The 21681-nt window shown below is 63.0% G+C and carries 25 protein-coding genes and 2 tRNA genes; 2 read left to right on the plus strand and 25 right to left on the minus strand.

Annotated elements, in window-relative coordinates:
* The 10 genes from ACT6QU_RS15430 to ACT6QU_RS15475 form a co-directional block, all read right to left on the minus strand.
* On the minus strand, positions 1-238 hold a 238-nt coding region (locus tag ACT6QU_RS15430; RefSeq protein ID WP_444564236.1), incomplete at its 3' end, for a GTP-binding protein.
* A 150-nt stretch (positions 239-388) separates the two neighbouring features.
* Positions 389-1201 carry a tetratricopeptide repeat protein gene (locus ACT6QU_RS15435; RefSeq protein WP_444564235.1) on the minus strand — a complete coding sequence of 271 codons (813 nt, stop codon included), beginning with the start codon at positions 1199-1201 and terminating at the stop codon, positions 389-391.
* Positions 1188-2912, minus strand: coding sequence for a dihydroxy-acid dehydratase (gene ilvD / locus ACT6QU_RS15440; RefSeq protein WP_444564234.1), 1725 nt, complete (start codon positions 2910-2912; stop codon positions 1188-1190). Before ilvD ends, ACT6QU_RS15435 begins: the two co-directional genes overlap by 14 nt.
* A 226-nt stretch (positions 2913-3138) precedes the next feature.
* Entirely contained in the window at positions 3139-4107 is a 969-nt protein-coding gene (locus tag ACT6QU_RS15445) for a TerC family protein (RefSeq protein ID WP_444564233.1), read from the minus strand.
* A 164-nt stretch (positions 4108-4271) separates the two neighbouring features.
* Positions 4272-7166 carry a valine--tRNA ligase gene (locus tag ACT6QU_RS15450; protein WP_444564232.1) on the minus strand — a complete coding sequence of 965 codons (2895 nt, stop codon included), beginning with the start codon at positions 7164-7166 and terminating at the stop codon, positions 4272-4274.
* Positions 7167-7248: 82 nt separating this feature from the next.
* Positions 7249-7947: a PopZ family protein gene (locus ACT6QU_RS15455; RefSeq protein WP_444564231.1), complete on the minus strand. Its 699-nt coding sequence runs from the start codon at positions 7945-7947 to the stop codon at positions 7249-7251.
* A gap of 151 nt (positions 7948-8098) precedes the next feature.
* Positions 8099-9484: a TolC family outer membrane protein gene (locus ACT6QU_RS15460; protein WP_444564230.1), complete on the minus strand. Its 1386-nt coding sequence runs from the start codon at positions 9482-9484 to the stop codon at positions 8099-8101.
* A gap of 178 nt (positions 9485-9662) precedes the next feature.
* Complete coding sequence (locus ACT6QU_RS15465; protein WP_444564229.1) at positions 9663-10337, minus strand: protein-L-isoaspartate O-methyltransferase family protein; 675 nt, start codon at positions 10335-10337, stop codon at positions 9663-9665.
* 80 nt (positions 10338-10417) lie between these two features.
* Positions 10418-10491: transfer RNA gene (locus tag ACT6QU_RS15470), tRNA-Cys, on the minus strand.
* Positions 10492-10581: 90 nt separating this feature from the next.
* Positions 10582-10869 carry a PGPGW domain-containing protein gene (locus tag ACT6QU_RS15475; RefSeq protein ID WP_024585401.1) on the minus strand — a complete coding sequence of 96 codons (288 nt, stop codon included), beginning with the start codon at positions 10867-10869 and terminating at the stop codon, positions 10582-10584.
* 185 nt (positions 10870-11054) lie between these two features.
* Between ACT6QU_RS15475 and ACT6QU_RS15480 the strand changes: the two genes are divergently transcribed.
* Both ACT6QU_RS15480 and ACT6QU_RS15485 read left to right on the plus strand, forming a co-directional pair.
* A tRNA-Asn gene (locus ACT6QU_RS15480) sits at positions 11055-11129 on the plus strand.
* Positions 11130-11269: 140 nt separating this feature from the next.
* Positions 11270-11557 (plus strand): hypothetical protein, encoded by a 288-nt coding sequence (locus ACT6QU_RS15485; RefSeq protein WP_444564228.1) that lies wholly within the window; start codon positions 11270-11272, stop codon positions 11555-11557.
* Positions 11558-11951: 394 nt separating this feature from the next.
* Here ACT6QU_RS15485 and ACT6QU_RS15490 read toward each other — a convergent pair whose 3' ends face one another.
* From ACT6QU_RS15490 to ACT6QU_RS15560, 15 genes are all read right to left on the minus strand, one after another.
* Positions 11952-12452 (minus strand): hypothetical protein, encoded by a 501-nt coding sequence (locus ACT6QU_RS15490; RefSeq protein WP_444564227.1) that lies wholly within the window; start codon positions 12450-12452, stop codon positions 11952-11954.
* Between the two features lie 4 nt (positions 12453-12456).
* The gene (locus ACT6QU_RS15495) at positions 12457-13533 is read right to left on the minus strand and encodes a phage portal protein (RefSeq protein WP_444564226.1); all 1077 of its coding nucleotides are present in this window, start codon (positions 13531-13533) and stop codon (positions 12457-12459) included.
* The gene (locus ACT6QU_RS15500; protein WP_444564225.1) at positions 13533-14081 is read right to left on the minus strand and encodes an HK97 family phage prohead protease; all 549 of its coding nucleotides are present in this window, start codon (positions 14079-14081) and stop codon (positions 13533-13535) included. The genes ACT6QU_RS15495 and ACT6QU_RS15500 overlap by 1 nt, the downstream gene beginning before the upstream one ends.
* Positions 14081-15316, minus strand: a complete 1236-nt coding sequence (locus ACT6QU_RS15505; RefSeq protein ID WP_444564224.1) for a phage major capsid protein — start codon at positions 15314-15316, stop codon at positions 14081-14083. The genes ACT6QU_RS15500 and ACT6QU_RS15505 overlap by 1 nt, the downstream gene beginning before the upstream one ends.
* Positions 15306-15653 (minus strand): HNH endonuclease, encoded by a 348-nt coding sequence (locus ACT6QU_RS15510; RefSeq protein ID WP_444564223.1) that lies wholly within the window; start codon positions 15651-15653, stop codon positions 15306-15308. Before ACT6QU_RS15510 ends, ACT6QU_RS15505 begins: the two co-directional genes overlap by 11 nt.
* Positions 15644-17029 carry a terminase large subunit domain-containing protein gene (locus ACT6QU_RS15515; RefSeq protein ID WP_444564222.1) on the minus strand — a complete coding sequence of 462 codons (1386 nt, stop codon included), beginning with the start codon at positions 17027-17029 and terminating at the stop codon, positions 15644-15646. Before ACT6QU_RS15515 ends, ACT6QU_RS15510 begins: the two co-directional genes overlap by 10 nt.
* 215 nt (positions 17030-17244) lie before the next feature.
* Positions 17245-17757, minus strand: coding sequence for a head-tail connector protein (locus ACT6QU_RS15520; RefSeq protein WP_444564221.1), 513 nt, complete (start codon positions 17755-17757; stop codon positions 17245-17247).
* A gap of 59 nt (positions 17758-17816) precedes the next feature.
* Positions 17817-18164, minus strand: coding sequence for a phage head closure protein (locus ACT6QU_RS15525; RefSeq protein ID WP_444564220.1), 348 nt, complete (start codon positions 18162-18164; stop codon positions 17817-17819).
* A 67-nt stretch (positions 18165-18231) separates the two neighbouring features.
* Positions 18232-18420, minus strand: coding sequence for a hypothetical protein (locus ACT6QU_RS15530; protein ID WP_444564219.1), 189 nt, complete (start codon positions 18418-18420; stop codon positions 18232-18234).
* Positions 18417-19025: a DUF1376 domain-containing protein gene (locus ACT6QU_RS15535; RefSeq protein WP_444564218.1), complete on the minus strand. Its 609-nt coding sequence runs from the start codon at positions 19023-19025 to the stop codon at positions 18417-18419. Before ACT6QU_RS15535 ends, ACT6QU_RS15530 begins: the two co-directional genes overlap by 4 nt.
* Positions 19022-19264, minus strand: coding sequence for a hypothetical protein (locus tag ACT6QU_RS15540; protein WP_444564217.1), 243 nt, complete (start codon positions 19262-19264; stop codon positions 19022-19024). Before ACT6QU_RS15540 ends, ACT6QU_RS15535 begins: the two co-directional genes overlap by 4 nt.
* Entirely contained in the window at positions 19261-19440 is a 180-nt protein-coding gene (locus ACT6QU_RS15545; RefSeq protein WP_444564216.1) for a hypothetical protein, read from the minus strand. Before ACT6QU_RS15545 ends, ACT6QU_RS15540 begins: the two co-directional genes overlap by 4 nt.
* Positions 19437-19661, minus strand: a complete 225-nt coding sequence (locus ACT6QU_RS15550) for a helix-turn-helix transcriptional regulator (RefSeq protein WP_444564215.1) — start codon at positions 19659-19661, stop codon at positions 19437-19439. Before ACT6QU_RS15550 ends, ACT6QU_RS15545 begins: the two co-directional genes overlap by 4 nt.
* A gap of 84 nt (positions 19662-19745) precedes the next feature.
* The gene (locus ACT6QU_RS15555) at positions 19746-20411 is read right to left on the minus strand and encodes a hypothetical protein (protein ID WP_444564214.1); all 666 of its coding nucleotides are present in this window, start codon (positions 20409-20411) and stop codon (positions 19746-19748) included.
* Positions 20408-21667: a tyrosine-type recombinase/integrase gene (locus tag ACT6QU_RS15560; protein WP_444564213.1), complete on the minus strand. Its 1260-nt coding sequence runs from the start codon at positions 21665-21667 to the stop codon at positions 20408-20410. Before ACT6QU_RS15560 ends, ACT6QU_RS15555 begins: the two co-directional genes overlap by 4 nt.
* Positions 21668-21681: the final 14 nt, after the last annotated feature.

Below are 21681 nucleotides of genomic sequence, written 5' to 3' on the forward strand. Positions count from 1 at the left end.
GGCCGGGGCAGTCGACGTGGGCGTAGTGGCGGGCTTCCGTCTCGTACTCGACATGCGCCGTCGAGATCGTGATGCCGCGGGCCTTCTCTTCCGGAGCGGCGTCGATCTGGTCATACGCCTTGAACTCGCCGAAGAACTTCGTGATCGCCGCCGTCAGCGACGTCTTGCCGTGATCGACGTGGCCGATCGTGCCAATGTTCACATGCGGCTTGTTACGCTCGAATTTACCTTTCGCCATAATCAGTCTTCCCTTGGGCGCGATGTGTGCGGTTTGGGTTAAAAGGATGCGGGGCGATTAGCGAGTGCAGGATCAAAACACAAGTGCTTTGTTGCCTCGGCAATGGCCGGGCTGGCCATCGCGCCCCGATGTGAAGCCGGTCAGATAGGGTTAGTTCGTGCCCTGCGCCAGTATGTCTTCGGCAAGGGCGATGGCGGTGCGGCGGTCGGCTTCGGGCGCCAGCGCGAAAGCCTCTTCTTGCATGTTGCGTATCCAGATCTGATCGGCGGGCGAGGCGCGATGCAGTGCCGCCGTCATCATCGCAAGGCCGCGTACAACGCGACCACTCTGGAACAGGAGATTGCCGAGCGTCGCCTCGGCGCCGGCATGGCCCTTTTCCGCAGCAAGCTGCAGCCAGCGCGCTGCCTGCTGGACGTTGGGCTTGAACCCCTCCCCGCCCAGGAACATGCGGCCGATCTCGTATTGCGCATCCGGATGGCGGTAGCTTGCCGCCGCGCGCATGTAGTATTCCTGCGCTGCGACCGGATTGGCCGCGACCGGCGAGCCGGGAATGCCGCGCTTCAGATAGCCGGCCAGCGCGACGAGCGCGTCGGCGACATACGAATCGTCGGGGCTGCCGGGCTCGACCTCTTGCTGGACGATCTCCTGGTAGAAACGGAACGCCTCATAGTCGTTCTGGGTAACGCCGTCGCCCTGCGCATACATGCGCGCGAGTTTCCACTGGGCGCCCAACTGGCCGTTCTCGGCCGCATAACGGTAGGCCTCGGCAGCCTCGTCCTTGTCGCCATTCTTGTAGGCGGAAAAGCCGAAGCGGAACACGGCCCAGGGGCTGCGCTTTTCGCCGGCGCCCTGCTCGGCCAGAACCTGCTCGTCGAGCGCAAACGCCGTCGTCACGCTGCCGAGAATGCTTCCGGCAAGCGATACGGCAACCAGCCCGGCCCTGACCAAATCAGATATCAGCATAGCAATGCGTTTCTCTGGCGCCGCCCGGATGGGTGACGGCTCCCTCGCGCGCCGACCCGACGGTCTGCGCATATTTCCAGATCACGCCGGACTGATAATCCGTCTGGCGCGATGTCCAGTCCTTGCGGCGATCGGCGAGTTCGGCATCGCCCAGCGCCACCGACAATTCTCCCGTCATGGCGTCGATCGTGATCATGTCGCCATCGCGCAAAAGCCCGATCGGACCGCCGACCGCAGCCTCGGGACCGACATGGCCGATGCAAAAGCCGCGCGTCGCACCCGAAAATCGACCGTCGGTGATCAGAGCGACCTTGTCGCCCATCCCCTGCCCGTAGAGCGCGGCAGTCGTCGACAGCATCTCGCGCATGCCAGGACCACCCTTGGGTCCCTCATAGCGGATGACCAGAACCTCGCCTTCGCGATAGGTCCGGTCGGTGACGGCCGCAAAGCACTCCTCTTCCGAATCGAAGCAGCGCGCCGGACCCGTGAATTTGAGATTGCTCATGCCGGCCACCTTCACGATCGCGCCGTCGGGAGCCAGATTGCCCTTCAGGCCGACGACGCCCCCGGTCGCGGTGATCGGCCTGTTGGCCGGGCGCACCACGTCCTGCGCGTCGTTCCAGCGAACATGCTCCATGTTTTCGGCAACAGTACGGCCAGTGACCGTAAGGCAGTCGCCATGGAGGTATCCATGCTCCAGCATGGTCTTCATCAGGAGCGGGATGCCGCCAGCCTCGAACATGTCCTTGGCGACATAGCGGCCGCCGGGCTTCAGGTCGGCGATGTAGGGCGTGTTCTCGAAGATGCGGGCGACGTCGAAAAGGTCGAACACGATGCCTGCCTCATGCGCGATCGCCGGCAGGTGCAGCGCGGCGTTGGTCGAACCGCCGGTCGCGGACACGACTGCCGCCGCATTCTCCAGCGCTTTGAGCGTGACGATGTCGCGCGGTCGGATGTTGCGGGCGATCAGTTCCATGACCTTTTCGCCGGACGCGTAATTGAAGCGGTCACGCATCTCGTAGGGCGCCGGTGCGCCGCACGAATAGGGCAGCGCCAACCCGATCGCCTCGGCGACGGTGGCCATCGTGTTGGCGGTGAACTGGGCGCCGCAGGCGCCTGCCGACGGACACGCCGCCTGCTCGACTTCCAGAAGGTCCTCGTCGGAAATCGCGCCGACCGAATGCTGGCCGACCGCTTCGAAGACGTCCTGGATGGTGATCTGCCGCCCGCGCCAGGTGCCGGGCAGGATCGAGCCGCCATAGATGAAGATCGACGGCACGTTGAGGCGCACCATCGCCATCATCATGCCCGGCAGCGACTTGTCGCATCCCGCGAGCCCGACGAGCGCATCGTAGGAATGACCGCGCATGGTCAGTTCGACCGAGTCGGCGATCACGTCGCGCGAGACGAGCGAGGCCTTCATGCCCTGATGGCCCATCGCGATGCCGTCGGTGACGGTGATGGTGCAGAATTCGCGCGGCGTGCCGTTGGCGGCCGCTACGCCCTTCTTGACCACCTGCGCCTGGCGCATCAGCGAGATATTGCAGGGCGCGGCCTCGTTCCAGCACGAAGCGACGCCGACCAGCGGCTGCGCGATTTCGTCAGGCGACAGGCCCATCGCGTAAAGGAACGAGCGGTGCGGCGCGCGTGCGGGACCGACGGTCACGTGTCGGCTGGGCAGCTTGGCCTTGGAGATTGCCTTGGCGTCCATTTCGCTCCTAACCGCCCCGGGCGGGCGGCTTTCTCCCGTTGGGCGAGAACGCGCCCTTGGAAATGCAGCATCTGGCCTGCGCCCGGTTTATGGCGGGAAATGGGCGCAGCCTCCTCGGCCCTCTCTATAGCCCGGAACGGGTTGCCAGAGTGTTGCACCAAAAACACAAATCGCGCCACGAAGGGCGCGATCTGCTTCAATAACGATTCATTAGCGACGTTTGGCGCTATTCGCCGTGTTTGGCCCGGTCGACTGCGGCCAGATGTTCCGGCGTCTCTTCGCCCTCGCCTTCCTTGATCAGCCAGGACAGTAGAACTGAACCCAGGATCAAGGCCGCAACGACGCTCAGCGAGAGTTCCGACGGCAGCTTGTACCAGTGCTGGATGATCATCTTGGCGCCGACGAAGATCAGCACAAGCGAGAGACCGTGCTTGAGGAAGCGGAACTCGCGCATCATGCCGGAAAGTACGAAGAACAGAGCACGCAGGCCGAGGATGGCGAACACGTTCGACGAGAAGACGATGAACGGGTCGTTGGAGATCGCCAGCACGGCCGGGATGGAATCGATCGCGAAGACGAGATCGGTCACCTCGACCGTCACGAGCACCAGGAACAGCGGCGTCATGAACAAAACGCCGTTGCGGCGCGTCAGGAACTTCGAGCCCTCGTACTCGTCGGTCACGCGTCCTGTGGACCGCAGCCATTTGACCACGCGGCTGTTGCCGGGATCGGCCATGTCGCCGTCATGCATCATCATCTTGTAGCCGGAATAAAGCAGGACGACGCCGAGAAGCGCCCCGACCCACCAGAACTGATCAACGAGATGGACGCCCGGCACGATGAGCGACAAGCGCATCACGATGGCGCCGACGATGCCGTAGAAAAGCACGCGATATTGTGCTTCCGGCGGGACCTTGAAGTAGGAGAAGATGAGCGCGATGACGAAGATGTTGTCGAGCGACAATGCCTGCTCAACGAGATAGCCGGTCAGGAACTCGGAGCCGCGCTGACGGCCCTCGAAATAGAAGATGCTCGCGGCGAACAGCATCGCCAGCGAAACATAGCCCGCGACCGTCAGAAACGCTTCGCGGGTTGTGATCACTCGATCCTTGCGGTGAAGGACGAAGAGGTCGAAGAAAAGCACCAAGGCGACGAACGCCAGGAATCCGGGCCAGAGCCACTCGTGGTCAAACATGATTTTGGGTTTTCGGGTAGCGCTGCGTCGGCGCGTCGTCGATCGGTCCGACATCGCAGGCGACGCCTCGCCTGCCAGAGGGGCCCGGCCCGTGTGACGAGGCAGAAAATGCGCCTAGTGCGCGCGACATACAAGATGCCGCGCGCGTTTTATTTGCCAGTCAGCTAGGCAGCGTCACGAACCCGCGCAAGGGCGCTTTCCAACTTCGTCTTGGCTTGCCTGAATTCGGCAAGCTTTTCGCGCTCCGCCGCAACGATCTCGTCCGGCGCGTTGGCGACGAACTTTTCGTTGGAAAGCTTCTTCTCGATCCGCTGCGCCTCGCCGTTCAGCTTGGTGATCTCCTTGGAAAGCCGGGCGGCTTCCGCCTGAAGGTCGATCAGATCGCCGAGCGGCAGGCATGCCGTCGCCTCGCCGACGACGATCTGCGCTGCGCCCTTCGGCGCTTCCGAAGCAAAGCCGATGTCGCCGACTCGCGCCAGGCGCCGGATCGCCGGCTCGTGCCGGCCGATCCGCTCGCGCGTGGCCGCATTGCCGCCGACGATCACCAGCGGCGCGATCGCGGCCGGAGGCACGTTCATTTCCGACCGCACCGAGCGGATGCCGGAGACGATGTCGATCAGCCAGTTGATTTCGGCTGCAGCGTCGGCATCCTCGAAATCCGGCTTCGGCCAGTCGGCATGGCAGAGCAGCGTTTCGCGCGCTGCCGTATGCGCCCAGAGCTCTTCCGTCATGTAGGGCATGAAGGGGTGGAGCAGCTTGTAAGTCTGCGACAGGACGTAAGCCGCGACCTTCTGGCTCTCCGCCTTCGCCGCCTCGTCCTCGCCCATGAAGACCGGCTTCAGGAGTTCCAGATACCAGTCACAGACCTGGTTCCAGACGAAGCGGTAGGCCGCCGCCGACGCCTCGTTGAACCGGTAGGAGGTGATGCCGTCGGTGACCGCCTCGGTCGCGCGCGAAAGTTCGGTCAGAATCCAGCGGTTGACCGTCAGCTTCGCATCGTCCGGCGAAAAGTCCGGATCGAGCGCCGCACCGTTCATTTCGGCGAAGCGCGTCGCGTTCCAGAGCTTGGTTCCGAAATTCCGGTAGCCGGCGACGCGGGCCGGATCGAGGCGCACGTCGCGCCCCTGCGCGGCCATGATCGCGAGCGTGAAGCGCAGCGCGTCGGCGCCGTATTCCTCGATCAGGTCGAGCGGGTCGATGACGTTGCCCTTCGACTTCGACATCTTGGCGCCGTTCTTGTCACGAACGAGCGCATGGACGTAGACCGTGTGGAACGGTTCCTCATCCATGAAGTGAAGACCCATCATCATCATCCGGGCAACCCAGAAGAAAATGATGTCGAAGCCCGTCACCAGAACGTCGGTCTGGTAGTAGGTCTTGAGATCCGGCGTCTTGTCCGGCCAGCCGAGCGTCGAGAACGGCCAGAGCGCGGAGGAGAACCACGTGTCGAGCACGTCCTCGTCGCGGGTCAGGATATCGCCCGGCAGATAATTCTCCAGCTTGTCCTCGACCCAGGCCTTCCACGGCCCCTCATGGGCGATGTAATGCTGGATTGCCGCTTCCAGCGCCAGTTCCTCGTCCTTCTCGACGAAGACGGTGCCGTCCGGTCCGTACCATGCCGGAATCTGGTGACCCCACCAGAGCTGGCGCGAGACGCACCAGGGCTGGATGTTCTCCATCCAGTCGAAATAGGTCTTTTCCCAGTTCTTCGGGACGAACTTCGTCCGGCCGTCGCGAACTGCCTCAATGGCGGGCTCGGCAAGCGTCTTGGCGTCGGCGAACCACTGGTCCGTCAGCATCGGCTCGATGACGACGCCCGAACGGTCGCCGAAAGGCTGCGTGACCTTGCGGCTGTCGACGAGCGGGACGGCGTTTCCCTCCGCGTCGCTCGTCATAACGGCAAGGCCGTCGGCGTTTATCTGCGCGACGATCCGCTCACGTGCTTCGTAGCGGTCGAGCCCGCGATATTCATCCGGAACGAGGTTGATCTCGTCCACCGTCGTCTCGTCCGGCAGGCGGCCGGAACGAACGATCTCGGCGGCCTGCGCGGCGCAGGTCGCATAGTTCTCGCCGTCGGCGCGCATCGACGCCGTCAGGTCCATCAGCCGGTAAAGCGGAATGTCGTTGCGCTTGGCGACCTGATAGTCGTTGAAGTCGTGCGCGCCGGTGATCTTCACCGCGCCCGAACCAAAGGTCGGGTCAGGGTATTCGTCGGTGATGATCGGGATCAGGCGGCGGTGCTCTTTCGGCCCGACCGGAATCTCGCACAATTTGCCGACGATCGGCGCATAGCGCTCATCGTCGGGATGGACCGCCACCGCGCCGTCGCCCAGCATCGTTTCCGGCCGCGTCGTGGCGATCGAGATGTAGTCGCGCGTCTCGCGCAGGACGACGTTCCCGTCCGCGTCCTTCTCGACATATTCATAGGTCTCGCCGCCGGCCAGCGGGTATTTGAAATGCCACATATGGCCGTCGACATCGCGGTTCTCGACTTCGAGGTCGGAAATCGCGGTCTCGAATTTCGGGTCCCAGTTGACCAGTCGCTTGCCGCGATAGATCAGCCCCTGCTTGTAGAGCGTGACGAAGACCTCGATGACGGCCTTCGACAGGCCCTCATCCATGGTGAAGCGCTCGCGCGCCCAGTCACACGATGCACCGAGACGCTTCAACTGGTGCAGGATGGAGCCGCCGGATTGCTCCTTCCACGACCACACGCGCGAAACGAATTCGTCGCGGTCCATGTCCCGGCGCTGCAGCCCGCTTTCGGCAAGCTGACGCTCCACGACCATCTGCGTCGCGATGCCGGCATGGTCCATGCCCGGCTGCCACAGGACGTTTTTGCCGCGCATGCGCTCGAAGCGGACGAGAATGTCCTGCAGCGTGTTGTTGAGCGCGTGCCCCATGTGGAGCGAGCCGGTCACGTTCGGCGGCGGAATGACGATGGTGAAGGCTTCGGCGCCCGGTTTGGAGCCGGCGCCGGCGCGGAAGGCGTCTTCCTCCTCCCACAGGCTGGCGATCTTCGGCTCGACGGCTTTGGCGTCGTAGGTCTTCTCAAGCATGGGAAATTGTCCGCTCGTTCAGGCGTTTCGTGCGGACGGTAAACCGGAAGGCCAAAGCCAAGTCAACTGCGAGGAGAGCCCCTTAGCGGGACCCGCCGCGTGCCACGCGCTCGATTTCTTCGCGCACCAACCGCTCGACCAGCGTCGGCAGATTGTCGTCGAGCCATTCCTGCAGCATCGGCCGAAGCATGTCCTCGGCCATCTCGTCGAAGCTCTTGCGACGGCTCGCTGCGAAGGCATCCGTCAGTTCCCCGAACGAAGCCGCGACCTGCCGGCCGGTGTTTTCGGACAGAATGGGCGCACTGCCGACTTCGGCGATCGGCTCCGGTGGGGGCGGCGCTTCATGGGCCGCATCGTCCCGCGCATGCGCGTCCTGCTCGAGCGCAGCCTGCAATTCCTCGAACTCGGCGGCGAAGTCGTCGGGCAGTTCGAATGTTTCCGTCTCGCCGAAAACCTCCTTACCGGCCGTCATCGGCGCCGGATCGGCCTGAACTTCCGGCACTTCAGGTTCGTCGGAGGGTGCCGATGTCGCAGCTACCGCCTGGTCGCGATCCGCTGATTCCCGCTCGGCAAGATCGGCCGGACGCAGGAACGAGACGACATCGGAATTGGCAGGCTCGAACGCCGGATCGTCGTCTTCATCGCCCTCAAGGCGCGAGGGCGCACGTCGATCGAAGGCCGACGGCTTCTTGACCGTGTCGCTGTCCTCGATGATCCGCCGGATCGATGCAAGGATTTCCTCCATCGAGGGTTCACGCTGTGCTGAAGACGCCTGTGCCATTGCTCGCCCCGTGCCTTTCGGCCGTTTCACGCCGATCACGCCAGATATTGTGGCGTCGAATCACAGGTAGATTAGCGACAAGCCCCGGCAGAGAGAATCCCCCGGGGCCCGATCACGAAGCTTTACACAGCTTTGATTCTAAACGGAAAGGTCAGCGGCCGTCCGGCGTACGCGTGCCGTACCACTTGTCCTTGACGGCATCGTAGTGCTCTTCGGGCTGATGGATCGTGACGGCGAGGCCCAGATTGGAGGCCGTCAGGCGCCCGGCTGCCGACAGGATCGCGTAGCTTGCCACCACGACATCGCGTTCGGAGCTCGCCAGATTGATCTGCGCGTTGATGACGTCGGCCTGGGCATTGAGGACGTCGAGCGTCGTGCGCTGGCCGACATTGCGCTCCTCGCTGACGCCGTTGAGCGCGAGCTGTGCGGCCGAGGCGAGCTGGCGGTTGGCGGAGGACACCTCACGCGCCGCGACATATTGCGTCCACGCGGCCGTCACGGCCTGGCGAACCTGATCGCGCGTCACGTCGACTTCGATCCGCGCCTGTCCGAGCTGCTCCTTCGACTGGCGCACCAGACCCGAAACGCGCCCGCCCTGATAGATCGGGATCGTCAGGTTGATGCCGACATTGGCCGAATTCGTCGTTTCCGAACCGGACGAGAGGCCCACGCCCGGCAGGCCCGACACCTGGCGGTCGGTATAGGTCGAGGATACGCCGGCCGAAGCCGTCACCGAAGGAAGTAGGGCGCCTTCAGCGGACTTGACCGAGAAGCCGGCCGCATCGACGAGATGCTGGGTGGCAAGGATGGCGGGATGCTGTGCGGCGGCAAGCGTATAGGCCGCATCGAGGCTCGGAGGCAGGAGATTGGTCAGCGGCCCCGCAGCCGAAAGGTTCGAGGGGTCCTGCCCCACGATCTGCCGGTAGAGCGCGCCGCTGGCCTGGACCTGCGCGCGGGCGGCGGCAAGCTGCGCGATTGCGGCGGCCCGGCTGGCATCGGCCTGCGCGACGTCCGTGCGTGTGCCCTCGCCGACTTCGAAACGGGAATTCGCCGCGCGGACCTGCTCGCCGAGGAAGGCGAGGTTGCGCTCCTGAAGCGAGGCGATCTGGCGATCGCGGATGATGTCCATATAGGCACTGGCGGCGTTGAACAGAATGTTCTGTTCGGTGTTGCGCAGGCTCTGCTGCGCCGCGCGCACATTGGCTTCCGCCGAGCGCACATTGTTCGTGGTCTGGAAACCATCGAACAGCGACTGCTGGATGGAGACGCCGAACGAACCGGTGAAGATATCGGTGCCGGACTGGGTCTGGTAGTTGATCTGGCCGCTGCCGCCGACGGTCGGACGCCAGCCGGACTTGGCGATCGGCACCGTTTCGTCGGTGACGCGAACGCCGGCACGCGCCGAATTCAGGCTGGCATTGTTCTCATACGCCTTGGCCAGCGCGCCGAGGATCGTCTCCGAATGGGCCGGAGCGACGGCGATCAGTGCCGAGGATGCGAGAGCAGCGGAAAACAGAAATCGACGAAATGTGGACACGAAAAACCACCCTCTTCAACATGCGCGCCATTCCGCGGCAAACGGTTAGGAGCCGCGCATGACCGCTCCGGCATACCCGATTCGACACGGCACGCCAGCAGCACACATTAGACGATAGCGAATAATTCCTGCCGATAGGTTGCAGATCGGTAACAGGACGCGCCCCAAAATCGAACACTCAGAACTGGAACGACGGCAGCTGGAGAAAGGCGGCAAGCGGCCGGATGGCGCAATTGAAGGCGCGACGCGACGCGAGATTGCCGTTTTCCTTCAAAAACAGGGTCGCCTTGCCGGCATTGCCCTGTCCAATCACCGCCACCAGACGCCCGCCATCCTTCAACTGGTCGAGAAGCGAGGCAGGCACCTCGTCGACGGCGCCTTCGATGACGATGACGTCGAACGGCGCCTCGGACGGATATCCCTCGCCGAGCGGCCCTTCCACGACGGCGACATTGTCGAAGCCGAGGCGGCTGAGCGTGTCGGTCGCGGAAGCGGCCAGGTCCGGATCGCTTTCCAGGCCGATGACCGAGCTGCCGAGCTGCGACAGAATGGCGGCCGAATAGCCGGTTCCCGTCCCCACATCGAGGATGAAGTCGCTCGACCGGATTTCGGCGAGCTGCAGCAGCTTGCCGAAGGGCGAAGGTTCCATGAGATAGCGCGCAGCCGCATCCTTGCGGGCCGGCGCGATCTCGATATCTTCGTCGATATAGGCGAGGGCCTTGCGCCGACCGGGAACGAATTCCTCGCGCGCGACGCTCGACATCGCATCGAGAACGGCGATGTCCGAGACGTCTGTGGTCCGCAACTGGCCGTCGACCATCTTGCGTCGCTGCACTGCATAATCGGAAGTCATGGTCGCCCTGCCCGCGCTAAATGCCGCCTCGCCTGCGGCGCCCCATGCCGACACCTTGCGGCGCGTCTGTGGAGCACCAGTGGAGGCCTCGCCCGGAATCGAACCGGGGTGCAAGGATTTGCAGTCCTCTGCGTAACCACTCCGCCACGAGGCCATCCGGGCGTCGAGCCCTGGGGCTCCATTAGGTTGGCGCCCGCCCGCCTGTCAACAGGCCAGTTGCCGTTTCCCCCTGCCGCTGGGACAATCACGGTTCGCGCCCGCGCCTCCCGTTGCGGCTGCCCCACCAGACGGTCGATCGGCGCCGCCATCTGCGCACCATGGCGAATTCATAGGACAGAACGAGGATGCCGAGCGGGATCATCCAGAAGCCGAGAATCGGCAGGAAACCGAGAATGCCGCCGATGACCAGCAAGATGCCGATCGATATCCGCAGCATGCGCGACTGCGGCAGCGGGATCGTCCGGCCGAAGAGGGAAATGCGCTGCTGGAAATCGGGCTCGGCCATCGGCGCGTCCTCGAGGGTCTGGGTCATGATCCGATTCATCTAGGATAGATTGGGGCTGTTTCGGGGCTAAGCCCTGAAATCCGCTGCGAAAGTTCCGCATCGTAACGCAGTTTCACGCGGTTCGATCCAACTTTCATGCGGTTTTCGACACGATGCGCTTTGCAAATCGAAAAACTGTTTGCTATAGGCACGCTCGTTCTCACGAGCATCGTTCCCCGGTAGCTCAGTGGTAGAGCAACCGGCTGTTAACCGGTTGGTCGCTGGTTCGAATCCGGCCCGGGGAGCCAACTTTTCCAAGGACTTAGGTTCGTTCGGAAAAGGTACAGAAATCCAAAAGGTACGGCATAGGTACGGCAGGCGACCGCGCTTGCTTCGTCTGCAATTCGTGCCACAGTCGCCCAACACTTACGAAAAAGGGGGTTTGGCGATGCGTGACGACGATGATTTTCTGGCGACCTTTAAGAGCATGGGTGAAGCGGTCGCGGGCGCGCAGGGTGCCAACCTTGCACAGAATTACATCTTGCATGAAATTCTCTGCGATCTCGCGCGCCGGTCTCCAGATCCTGAAAAGTACCTCTCAAGCATGTTTGAGCGGGTTTCCGCGCGAGCCGATCAGGGCGACGTCGAGAATGAAGGCCATCCCGTAACGGTCGAGTTTCGGTGGACCGTTGAAAATCTCTTCAAGCACGCGGGGAACGCCGTTCGGCGATCATAGGGTCAGCCTGCCCGTCTAGCGAAACCGCTCGGTTCTTTCATCGCCTTGCACCATCCGCTGCAAAAGCGCTGATGCGAATAGTAGGCGTTGAACCACGTCCCGCAATGCTGGCAAGCTTTCGGATGCGGTTGCCGGGCTACGCGCTTCTTATATGCCGCCCTGCCCCTGCACCGTGATGAACAATAGATGCGGTTCCCGTTCGTCTCGGCAGGGATAGGCGTGCGGCAAACCGGGCAAGGTGCCCTCGTGGCCTTTTCATCGATCTTGGCAAGCCGCCTGATCTCGACGCGGTGAGCGGTCGTACATTTGCGGCTGCAATGTCGTGCGTCGGGCCGCTTGTGTTCAATAGATGTGCCGCACCACTCGCACTCCGGCCCGCGAAGATCGTCCAGATTTAGAACCATTGCGAATATCGCCTTGGGTTCACGATGGTATCGACTAAACGATCCTCGGCCATGGTGTGGCGCCGCCCGATGATCTCGCGATGAGACTGCCCGCACAGAGAGCTGCAGAACTTGAAGTGGCCTTCCGGCAGCGGCTTGTGGCAACGAACGCAACGGCTGCGCTCGATTAGGGCCCCGGCGCCGTTCTGCACATACTCTGGCTGGCCTTCTGCCCATGTCGGGCGGCGAGCGCCGATGCGGTTAAGCGCCGTTCTTACAATCTCGACGGACAGAGCGTCGGCATCGTGCCATTTCCAGCCCTCCAGACATAGCTTTGAGCGCAGAGCGTGCCGGCATGTGGCCTCGAAGGCGAACGGGGTCGGATCTCCGGTTTTCAGGATGGCAGCGACGGTATCAACAAGGTGACGGCGCCGATCGACATTGATTCGACGTGGGCGCGCGACGGGTCGCTTGATTTCGTGCGGTGGCGTCCATGACAGCCGAGACAGCATCGCACTACTCCGCCCAATCGATGAACTGCATCGCGTCCTTTACGGTCGCGGGGTCCAGTCCTGCCTCCTTTGCGGTTGCCATCGCCTGCAGCATCGTTGAGACGGCGCGGGCCTTGCCGCCGTGGTCGAATGCCTGCATCGGCCGCACCACGTCGATCGCGACATTGCCGCCGAGCTTGTCGGTCACTTCCTCGGCCATGACGTTGGCGATCGGCTGCAGGACAAGCTGCGCCAGGTGCCGCTGCGCTTCCCGCACAAGCGGGCCGGTGGTCGCGGGGTTCACCAGACCGGGCAGGACGCCGAAGACGCCATAGACCTCGCCCTTGGCGCTGGTGAGCAGCTTGTCGATAAGGGTGCGCTCCAGATCGGGCGATAGCTGATCTGGGGATTTGCCGAGTTGCGGGTGCATACCGGCGCCGACCGCCTGCGCTACGCCCTCGATGACGAGTGTTGCGCCGCGACGCCCGCGAAAGCTCGATCGCATCGCGGCCATGTCGTCGGACGTTCCTTCCGGGACCGGGACAATCTGCGAGCCGAGCGGCGCGTCGCGGAAGACATCGCGCAATGCGGTTTCGACTTCTTCCAGCAGTTCCGCCGACAGGCGCGCGCGGCGCAAGGGTGCCGAGCCGGCCCATGGCGTTGACGGATCGACGCCGATGCGAAAGTGCAGAACTTCGGCCGCAAGCGCGGTCTGCGATCGACCGCCGCCGATTTCCGGGACACTGATGCGATAAGCGCGCGGTTCGCCGAACCTCGTCGACAAATCCCAATCGGTTGCCGGGATCAGGCGATCGGCGACCAGGAAGACGACTTCGCCGCGCAAGGCCAGGGACCGCGCCGTCATCGCCATGGTGCGCCGGGTCAAGAGATCTGTGCCGGTCACGTCCGCAAGCGCAAGGCCGCTTTCCCATAGGCTGACAGAGGTTTGAACCGCTGCCGTGATCTCGGCGAGACCGGAATGGCCGCTGATCCAGCTTTCGCGCGCCGCCATCAGCGCGGCGGTGTAGCCGACCGGGACAGAGCGGTTTTCATAACTCGGCAAATTTGCCGACTTCCGCCGGAAGATGTCGAGCATTCCCATCAGAGCCTCCAGCGATTGAGCGGATGAATAAGCGGCAAATTTGCCGGTTTCTCGGCTTCCCAGCTTCGCGCTTCGATTTGCGCGGCGGGATAGGCCGGGCGCGTGACTGCCGAAACCTCGAATAGCGCCGCCGCCATGACGGTGCGCAGCAAGCCGTTGGCGCGACGTTCGATCCGTTCGCCGCCATTGGCGACGCGGAAGCCGGGCGACAGGCCGCGAATGAGACCGGCAGCATGTGCAGCGAGGAAGTCACGCGCCCATGAAGTCGAGCCGTCGATCGTGGCCTCGATCGTGAGCGCCTGATCGGTGTCAGATAGCTGCAGGGTGCCGGCCGCGCGGGACGCGAGCGGCTTGTTGTAATCGTGGCCGGAAAGCAGGTGAATGTCTTCGCCCGCTTCGATCCGGCCCGCAAAGGCGCGAGGGGCGACGACTTCAAGCCGCCCCTCTGCCAGTTCGGTTTCGACGCCATAGGGGAACGTCGCGCGAAGGTGGGTTGCCCCGCCCTCGGTGCGCAGTTCCAATGCGCCGTGCGACGATCCCCAAAGCATTACGGCGCTCCGATGCCGGTCAGGATGCGCGTCTGCAGACCGCGCGGGACGGTAAAGTCCGCTGTGACCAAGCCAGTCAGGACAAGGGCGCCAGAGCCGGCCTTGGTATAAGGGTCGCGGATCAGGTCGACGCCGCCATAAATGCCGAGATAGCCGGGCGCGATGCCCTGCACGGTCGCGGCCATGATGGCGGTTTCGTCCGGGATGACGTTGCTGATCGCCGGGGTGCCGACATGCTTCGTCAGGCGATCCCATTCCGAGACTGCCGTGCCATCGATAAGCGTGTCGTCGAGTTCGGCCCAAATTGCCGGGTCAAAGCCGAGATTGACTTGGCTTGCCGACGTGATGGCGTTCGCCTGCATGAAGGCGACGACTTCGGCCCGGAACGCGGACCAGGTTGCGGCGGCGCCGACTGCCGTTGACGCGATGCCGTAGGTGGCCGCGCCGGGAATAATGCCGAGCGGTTCGCCTGCAGCGCCAGAGCCGTTGACGACGACACGATCGAGTTCGGCGCCGATGACCGCATTCAGGTCGCGACGGATGGCCGCTTCCAGCCCTTCGCCCGACTGTTTCAGTGCCTTGCGGCTGATGACCATCTGCGCGCCGCCGGTGTGATCGGGGTTCAAGCTGCGCTCGGCAGTCTGATATTCCGATGCCGCGCCGACATTGGCGAGTTCGGTGGTCTGCCAGCCGAAGACGGCGCCAGCGGTCGCGACCGGGAACGCAAGTTCGCCAGACGTGATGCTGATGCGCTGAATGCCGAGACGTTCGGCAACACTTCCCGGAAAGATGCGATCGATGATCGGGCGGATGGTCTTCGGGTTCGGAACGTCCGCCGCGACGGTTTCGCCAGCGCGGGTTTCCAGAGCCGCAAGCGGGATCGGGATGCCCTGATAGCCCCCACGCGAGCGCAACTCGTCGACGATCTCTTTCGTCGCGCCGTCCAGCGCCCGGCCCTCGTCGAGCGCAAAGGCGATCTGGCGAAGCTCGAACTTGCCGACCAACTCGGCATATTCGCGATCCGACCGGGTTTCGAGATCAGCGCCAGCGTCTCGGCGTTCCTGATCCTCGGCGACGAGCGCTGCACGATAGCGGGTTTCGTTCGTGCGATATTCCGCGTCCATGGCTTCCATGGAGCGGGTTTCGTCCTCGGACGGCTTGTCCTTGCCGACCAGTCCCGCAAGCGCCTGCCGGATTTCCGACTGACGACGAGCGATTTTGACACTATCCAGCATTTGAGTTCTCCTTTTGCCGGGTTGAGACTGCCGTCATCGACGCGACGGCTGATGCCCACGCCCGGCGTTCCGGGGAGGGTTCGGGGTGCCCGCACTCGACGCGGGTTTTTCGTGTGTGACAGGGACCGCAAAGCGACTGCAGATTGCGCTTGTCGAAAGCGCGTTCCGGCGCATTGCGAACCGGTCGGACGTGGTCGACTTCAAGCCGGCCGCGACGAGTGCCGCACTTCACGCATTGCCAGTTGTCGCGCTCCAGCACTTCCTGCCGAAGAACTTGCCAGCGCTTCGTTTTCAGGACCGGCCGTGAATAGCGGCGATATTCGTCTCTTAGAGCCATGCCACCCTCGCTTTCCGCGTGGGCGCGGCCTTGCGGCGCATTCCCTCGGCAACAGCCAGGACGGTTGCTGCAGCCGCATCGATGCGACCAAGCGAGCGGGCCTTGGCGAGCTTGTGATTGCCGGCGGGGTCGACGAGCGTGATGGCGTCCGCGAATGCCGAGCGCAGCAACAGGGACGGCGCGACCTTCATCTCGCCATCGAACAGAGCACGGCGAAAGCGCTCGATGTCTTCCGAACCGTCACGCCAGCCAAAGCCGCGCTGAATGAACCAGACGCGGGACAGACCGGCCTTGTCGATCGCCTCGCAAAACTCTGCGAACCGGAACCGATCGCCGACGATGCACGCGACCTCGGCGCCGTCGAGATGACGGACGATCTGCGCCAGCCATGGGCCGGGCGGCACAGTGGCCTCGCCAAGCACGGATAGCTCGCCGCGCTCCTGCATCTCGACATAGCGCCCAGAGACGCCATCAGACGCGCCACGATCGGCAAGCGAGGGAACAGCGGGGAAAGAGCCTAGCGCCTCCAGCCGGCCCGTATCAGGCCAGAAGAACGCCGCTGCCGACATCGATCGGGAACCGCCGAGATCGACGCCGAGAATGCAGGGGCCGGAACGGGCGGGCAGATCGTCGCCGGCAACTTCGGCCGACATCCATTCGTCGATCGTGACGAGCATCGAACGATCTTCCGTCGACACGCGCTCATTGCGATTGAGATTGCGGAAGGAAGACAGCGCCGAGCCGCCGCGAGCGATGGCGCGACGGGCCTGCCCGACCAGCCATTCAGGTGATGCGCCGATGCCTTCCACGGCGCCGGGATTGGCGATCAGAAGGCTTTCGAGATCGTCGGCAGGAAGGCCGGGCGGCGGGCGATGCTCCTGCACATACGAACCGGGCGGCGGTTCATCCAGCCAGCGCGAGAACGTGTTGGCGTCGTCGGGCGCCGATGTCGAGATGATGAGCGCTCGGCCATCGCGCTTGCCGAGACCGGACAAGATCGCGTTTTCGAGATTGTCGCCCTTCTCGCGTTCCCATGCGGCCCGTTCGTCCATGATGGCGAGCGTCGGTGCGCCGCCGAGAATGGACTTGCCATCGGCCGGGATGACGCGAACCAAGCCGCCGCCATTGGCCTGATATTCGACCTCCAGCTTGTAGCCGAACCGGACTTGGAAAAGCTCTTGCTCGTCTTCCGGCAAGCCCTGCATGAAGCCGACGACGAACTGAAAGGCGGTGCGGGCCTGATCTCGATTGCGGGCAGCGAGGATGATTTCGCGCTTAGGCTGCGAATCCCATTTCCCCATGACACTGCCGAGCGCGATGCCAGCCGCAAGAGCCGTCTTCGCATTGCCGCGACCGATCGACAGAACGCCAACCATGACATCAGGCGCCAGAGCGCCGCGAACGAACTTCTTTTGATATTCAGCCAGGACAAGAGGATGCCCCGCGCGCGGTCCTTCCGGGACGTTCAGCGTCTCCAGAAACCCGATCGCGGCCTCGGCAATGTCGTGAGTGAAAAAAGAACAGTCCGACCGCCGGTCCCCCTGCTTTGAGGATTTCCGGGCATTGGGACCAGTTGCAGCCTTGCGCTTCGTCATGTCCGCACTCGTCGATATCGAGCGCAGATGCGGGCAGCGGCGACGCTTAGACCTTGCTCGCCATCGTCTGCCCCTCGCACGTCATACAGGCGCGATGCGTGGTCGATGACGGCATACTGCAGATCAGCGGGGATGTCGGATGGCTCGTCGCCATAGCCTGCCTCGTAGGACACGCTGACAGTGCCGGTGATGTCGTCGGGGAATGTGAGTGCTGGATAGCGCCCTGCCGTCACGGCGCCGTTGATAGGCTCGCCATCGATCGACACGACTGCATCAGGAGCGAGCGGGCCGACCGGCAACAGGACCGGCTCACTGGCTACATCGACAGTGACGATGATCGTCTGCCGTAGCAGCGCGATGTCGCAATAGGCTTCGATCTCATGGGTTGCCGTGCGCCCCATCAGTTGAAGGGCAGTGTCTTCGTCATCAGTATCGACGCGCGCATGAAGCTTGAGGGCTTCGAGATCAAAGGCGCCGGTGGCTGCAGCCGGGATGCGCACAAAGGCCATGGGTGATTTCCGTGATTTGTAACGATATTACGTTACAATAGTTGCGTTTGCAACAATCGCTAGGCGGCCCCCACAGCTTCGATGGACAGGAACCGCCTGCGCTCGTCGACATTGCGCATGGCTTTGATGTTGAACGACTGGCCTCGCCACTCGATTGTCCAGTGTGAACGCACGTCGTCGCGGTAGCGAATGTGAAATGTGAGTTCGTGGTAGGCTCCGATGCCGCCGGCTGCGAGGACTTCATCGCCCTTGATCGGCTCGGCTCGTGCATTCACAGGACGCTCTATGTCGGGTCCGAAGAGCACTTCGCCAAATTCGTTTGGCGGCAGAGGTTCGCCCGGCGCCTTGAGAACTATGCGCTCGCGCATGTTACTAACGCGCTGCGGCTTCCACGGATTCAAGCTCATGAGGTGATCCGACAATTGTTCACTATTATCGAACAATATAGGTCGTCTCGTTTCACGTTGCCATCTATCAGTGGAGCGTCGGCCGATCGTCCCCAACCTCGTCGAGATCAGCAATCGCTGGCGGTTCGCCGCCGATCGCCTCCAGCAGAACCTTGGTGTTTGCGTCCAGGATGTCGTTTGCCTGACGGACGGCGCGGTTCTCGCCGATCAGGAAGCCGATCACGAATGCAGCGGCGATGAACAGGGTGACGATCATGCTGCCGCGTCCAGTTCTGACTGGCTCAACTCGCCTCGCATCAGCTTGGGAAGCAGGGTGCCGAAGTCGCCCGGAAACACGCCCGCATTGCTCAATATCGCCTGTCCATCAGCTTGCGAGCGAGGGACCGGGATAAGCTCGTCTCTCGCGCGTGTGTGCGTATAGGGCAGTGCCTTTCCTTCATAAGCCGGGGCCATATGGTTATGGTTATGGTTGCTATTGGCCTCGCCATTAGCCCGGCTAATAGCCTCGCCATTGGCCTCGCCATTAGCCTCGCCATCGGGGTTCCATCTCTTGCGAGCGCCCTTCCTGCCGTTCGCCTTGTTCTTCAGGTGCAGGCTTTCGACTTCCATGCGCCGCTTGGCGAGCCGTTCCGGGTTCCAGTCGATCCCGAACAGTTCGCAGAGAGCAGGCCGCATTGCGGCCCACTCCTCTGGCGTCGCCCGCACGATCCGGGCAAGGCGCATGTCGTCATCCGGCAAGGCGCCATGCTGCCAGAACGCGAAGGCGAGCAACTGGTAGGCGCCAAACTCTGCCGTCGACAGATGCGCAGTCTCGGCGATCACGTCGCCGCACGATTGCTGGATAAACGGCAAGTGGGTCATCGGCTCGCCTCGTTGCGTCCGATCAAGCCGTCATCCGATAGCTGCCGCGTCAGCCGCCGCATCTCGCCTTCGGTGGCGCATAGCTTCGTGCTGGTAAGCTGCCCGCGCCGATTGATGGTGATGATCCAGCCGGCGGCGGTGCGGGTGACGATGAAATGGCTCTTGCCGCCGACGATGTCTTTCGTGTCGGCCGGTTGCTCGAACGGCTTCCTACCGCGTGAAAAGCCGCGCGGACTCATATGCCCGCCTCCGTCTCGTCGTCGCCGCTATCGCGCTCGTCGCATCGATCGTCGTCGACTGCCTGATCCTCGTCGGTGTCTTCGAGGTTTTCGTCGCCGTCCAGCGAGTCGAGCATGGCGATTAGCAGCTCGATCACGCCCTCCAGTCCCTGCCGAATGGTCTGCGCACTCGTCATGCGGCCACCTCGTCGCGATCGGCGGCGGCGCGCTCCAGGAACGCGACAAGCTCACTTGTGCGCCAGCGGTTCGTTCCGGGTCCGATTTTCAGAGGCTTGGGAAAGCGGCCTGCATTGATGCCGCGCCATAGTGTCGAGCGATGTATCGGGGTCTCGCTGCCGCCAATGATCTTGCAAGCCGTTGGTTCATCGACAAGTTCAGATGCTGCAAACTGGTTCATTTTCGTTCCTAGCGTTCGTTATTGACGCCAGAAACATCGCCTAGTCGCAGCAGCAGATCGTCTGAAACAAATCGGGATTAAATTCTAACCGTTGGGGAAAACTTTGCTGATGTCGTTGGTCGCGAATACTTCGGAAAGATCGGTAGCGTCCACGCCCTCGGTCGCTTTAAGAGCTTCATAGAGACCCCGACCCTCACGCTGCCAGATAGACACCAGCTTGGCCTCGCTGACGTTGATGCCGACCTTGCCAAGTTCTTCCATGGCAACAGAACACGCCGACGGCGTTTCGCTGGCCACGTTACGTGTAGGACTGATGCCCGCATGTGAAACCATCCGGCTCAACATCACTGCGATCGTGGCATCTCCAAGTGCTTCGCGTACTGTCTGCCGCCGTCTTCCACGAGACGGCTTCGGCAAGTCTCCTCGAAGCGCCGCGCCTAAATATGAACGTGCTGCGGCTGGGATGGGTCGCCCTTCCTCAATTAACTTAGCCCGCCAATCTATCAGGGCGAGGTGCGCATCGGGGTCCCCGGTTCGGGCACTTTCGACCACATAATCGGACGTGCCCCCCTCAATCGTTCTCCAGTAGTCCCATCTCGCATCGTCCGGATCGGATTCGGAATACAAGTGCGCGTCGAGCATATCTCGATATTCTTCCGGCTTGGTGCTTCCGTCCGGCGCAGATAAATTTGACAGTGCTCTGCACCAATGGGCGGCAACCATTCTTGCCTCGGCCTCGCGATCTCTCATCCTGCCATCCTCCGCAGGGGCACAATCCCGCTCTTGCCCTCGACAATGCCGGAAAGCCGATCGGCCCAAAGTTCCAGCGCCTCGCGCTTTTCCCGGTCATAGTTATAGCGGGCATAGACGCGGCTGGTGATGCTAGCCTTGGTGACGCTCACATGGTTCAGCACATGGCCGACGATGAACGGGCTGATCCCGATTTCCTCCATGTGCGTGGCGGCGGTTCTGCGCAGATCGTGTGGGGTCCACGGCGCCATGCCGAATATCGTCCCCTCTACTTCTAGACGCTTTACCGCCTTCGGTAGGGATGCCGCCGTGACCGCTGCCCGGAAACCGGGTGCGGGAAAGACCCATACAGGGACCGCCAAGTCCTTTCTCTCGGCTAGAGCGTCGACGGCCTCCAGCTGATCACGAATGATCGTCACGGCAGCGAGCGCCAGCGGCACGACATGCTCGCGGCCATTCTTGGCGCGGGCTGCGGGGATCGTCCACATCGCGGCATCCAGATCGATTTCGTCGCGCGTCATGCCCGCAATCTCGCCGACACGCTGGCCAGTGAAGAGACAGAGCCGGAGAATGCGCCTCGTCGACTCCCGCATGTCGGCATCGGGCAGCGCCAGCCATAGCGTCTTGATCTCGTCGGCCGTCAGGAACCGGTCGCGTTCCTTCGTCTCGGTGGGACGGCGCATACCGTCGACGAGATTATCGTCGAGATCGCCGCGCCCCTTCGCCCAGCGCACCATGGCGCGCATGTCCTCAAAAAGCCGATTAGCCTCGACGGGTGCGCCCCTATCCTTCACGGCATCAATGCAACGGGTGAGATCGCGGCGATGCAGATCGGCCAGCTTGATCGTCCCGATGACATCGGAAATGTTTTTGCGGAGCCGCCGGGCGATCTCGTCGCCACTGCGCTTCGTCGATGCGTGTCGGGCGATGTAGTTATCCACAAGGTCGGAAACGGTCTGCGAGGCCGCGTGAGCGCGTTGCTCGGCAACGGGGTCCATTCCCTCGCCGATCCCTGCTCGCGCGTCTCTGGCCTTCTCTCTGGCCTTCACAAGCTTGATTTCAGGATAGCGGCCTAGCTTCATGCGGGCGCGCTTGCCGTCTGCCGGCTTGGTATAGACTAGGTTCCAGGCGCGGGTGCCCGCTGGCGAGACTCGCAGGCACAAACCCTTCACAATCGTGTCAAAAAAGTCGGTCTGTTTGCCCTCGGCGGGCTTTGCGGTCTGGCAAAAGCGGTCGGTCAGTTCGATTGTCGGCATCCCCGTACCTTTTT

Origin of the sequence: Aliihoeflea sp. (genome assembly GCF_052435475.1) — a bacterium.
Lineage (GTDB): Bacteria > Pseudomonadota > Alphaproteobacteria > Rhizobiales > Rhizobiaceae > Aliihoeflea.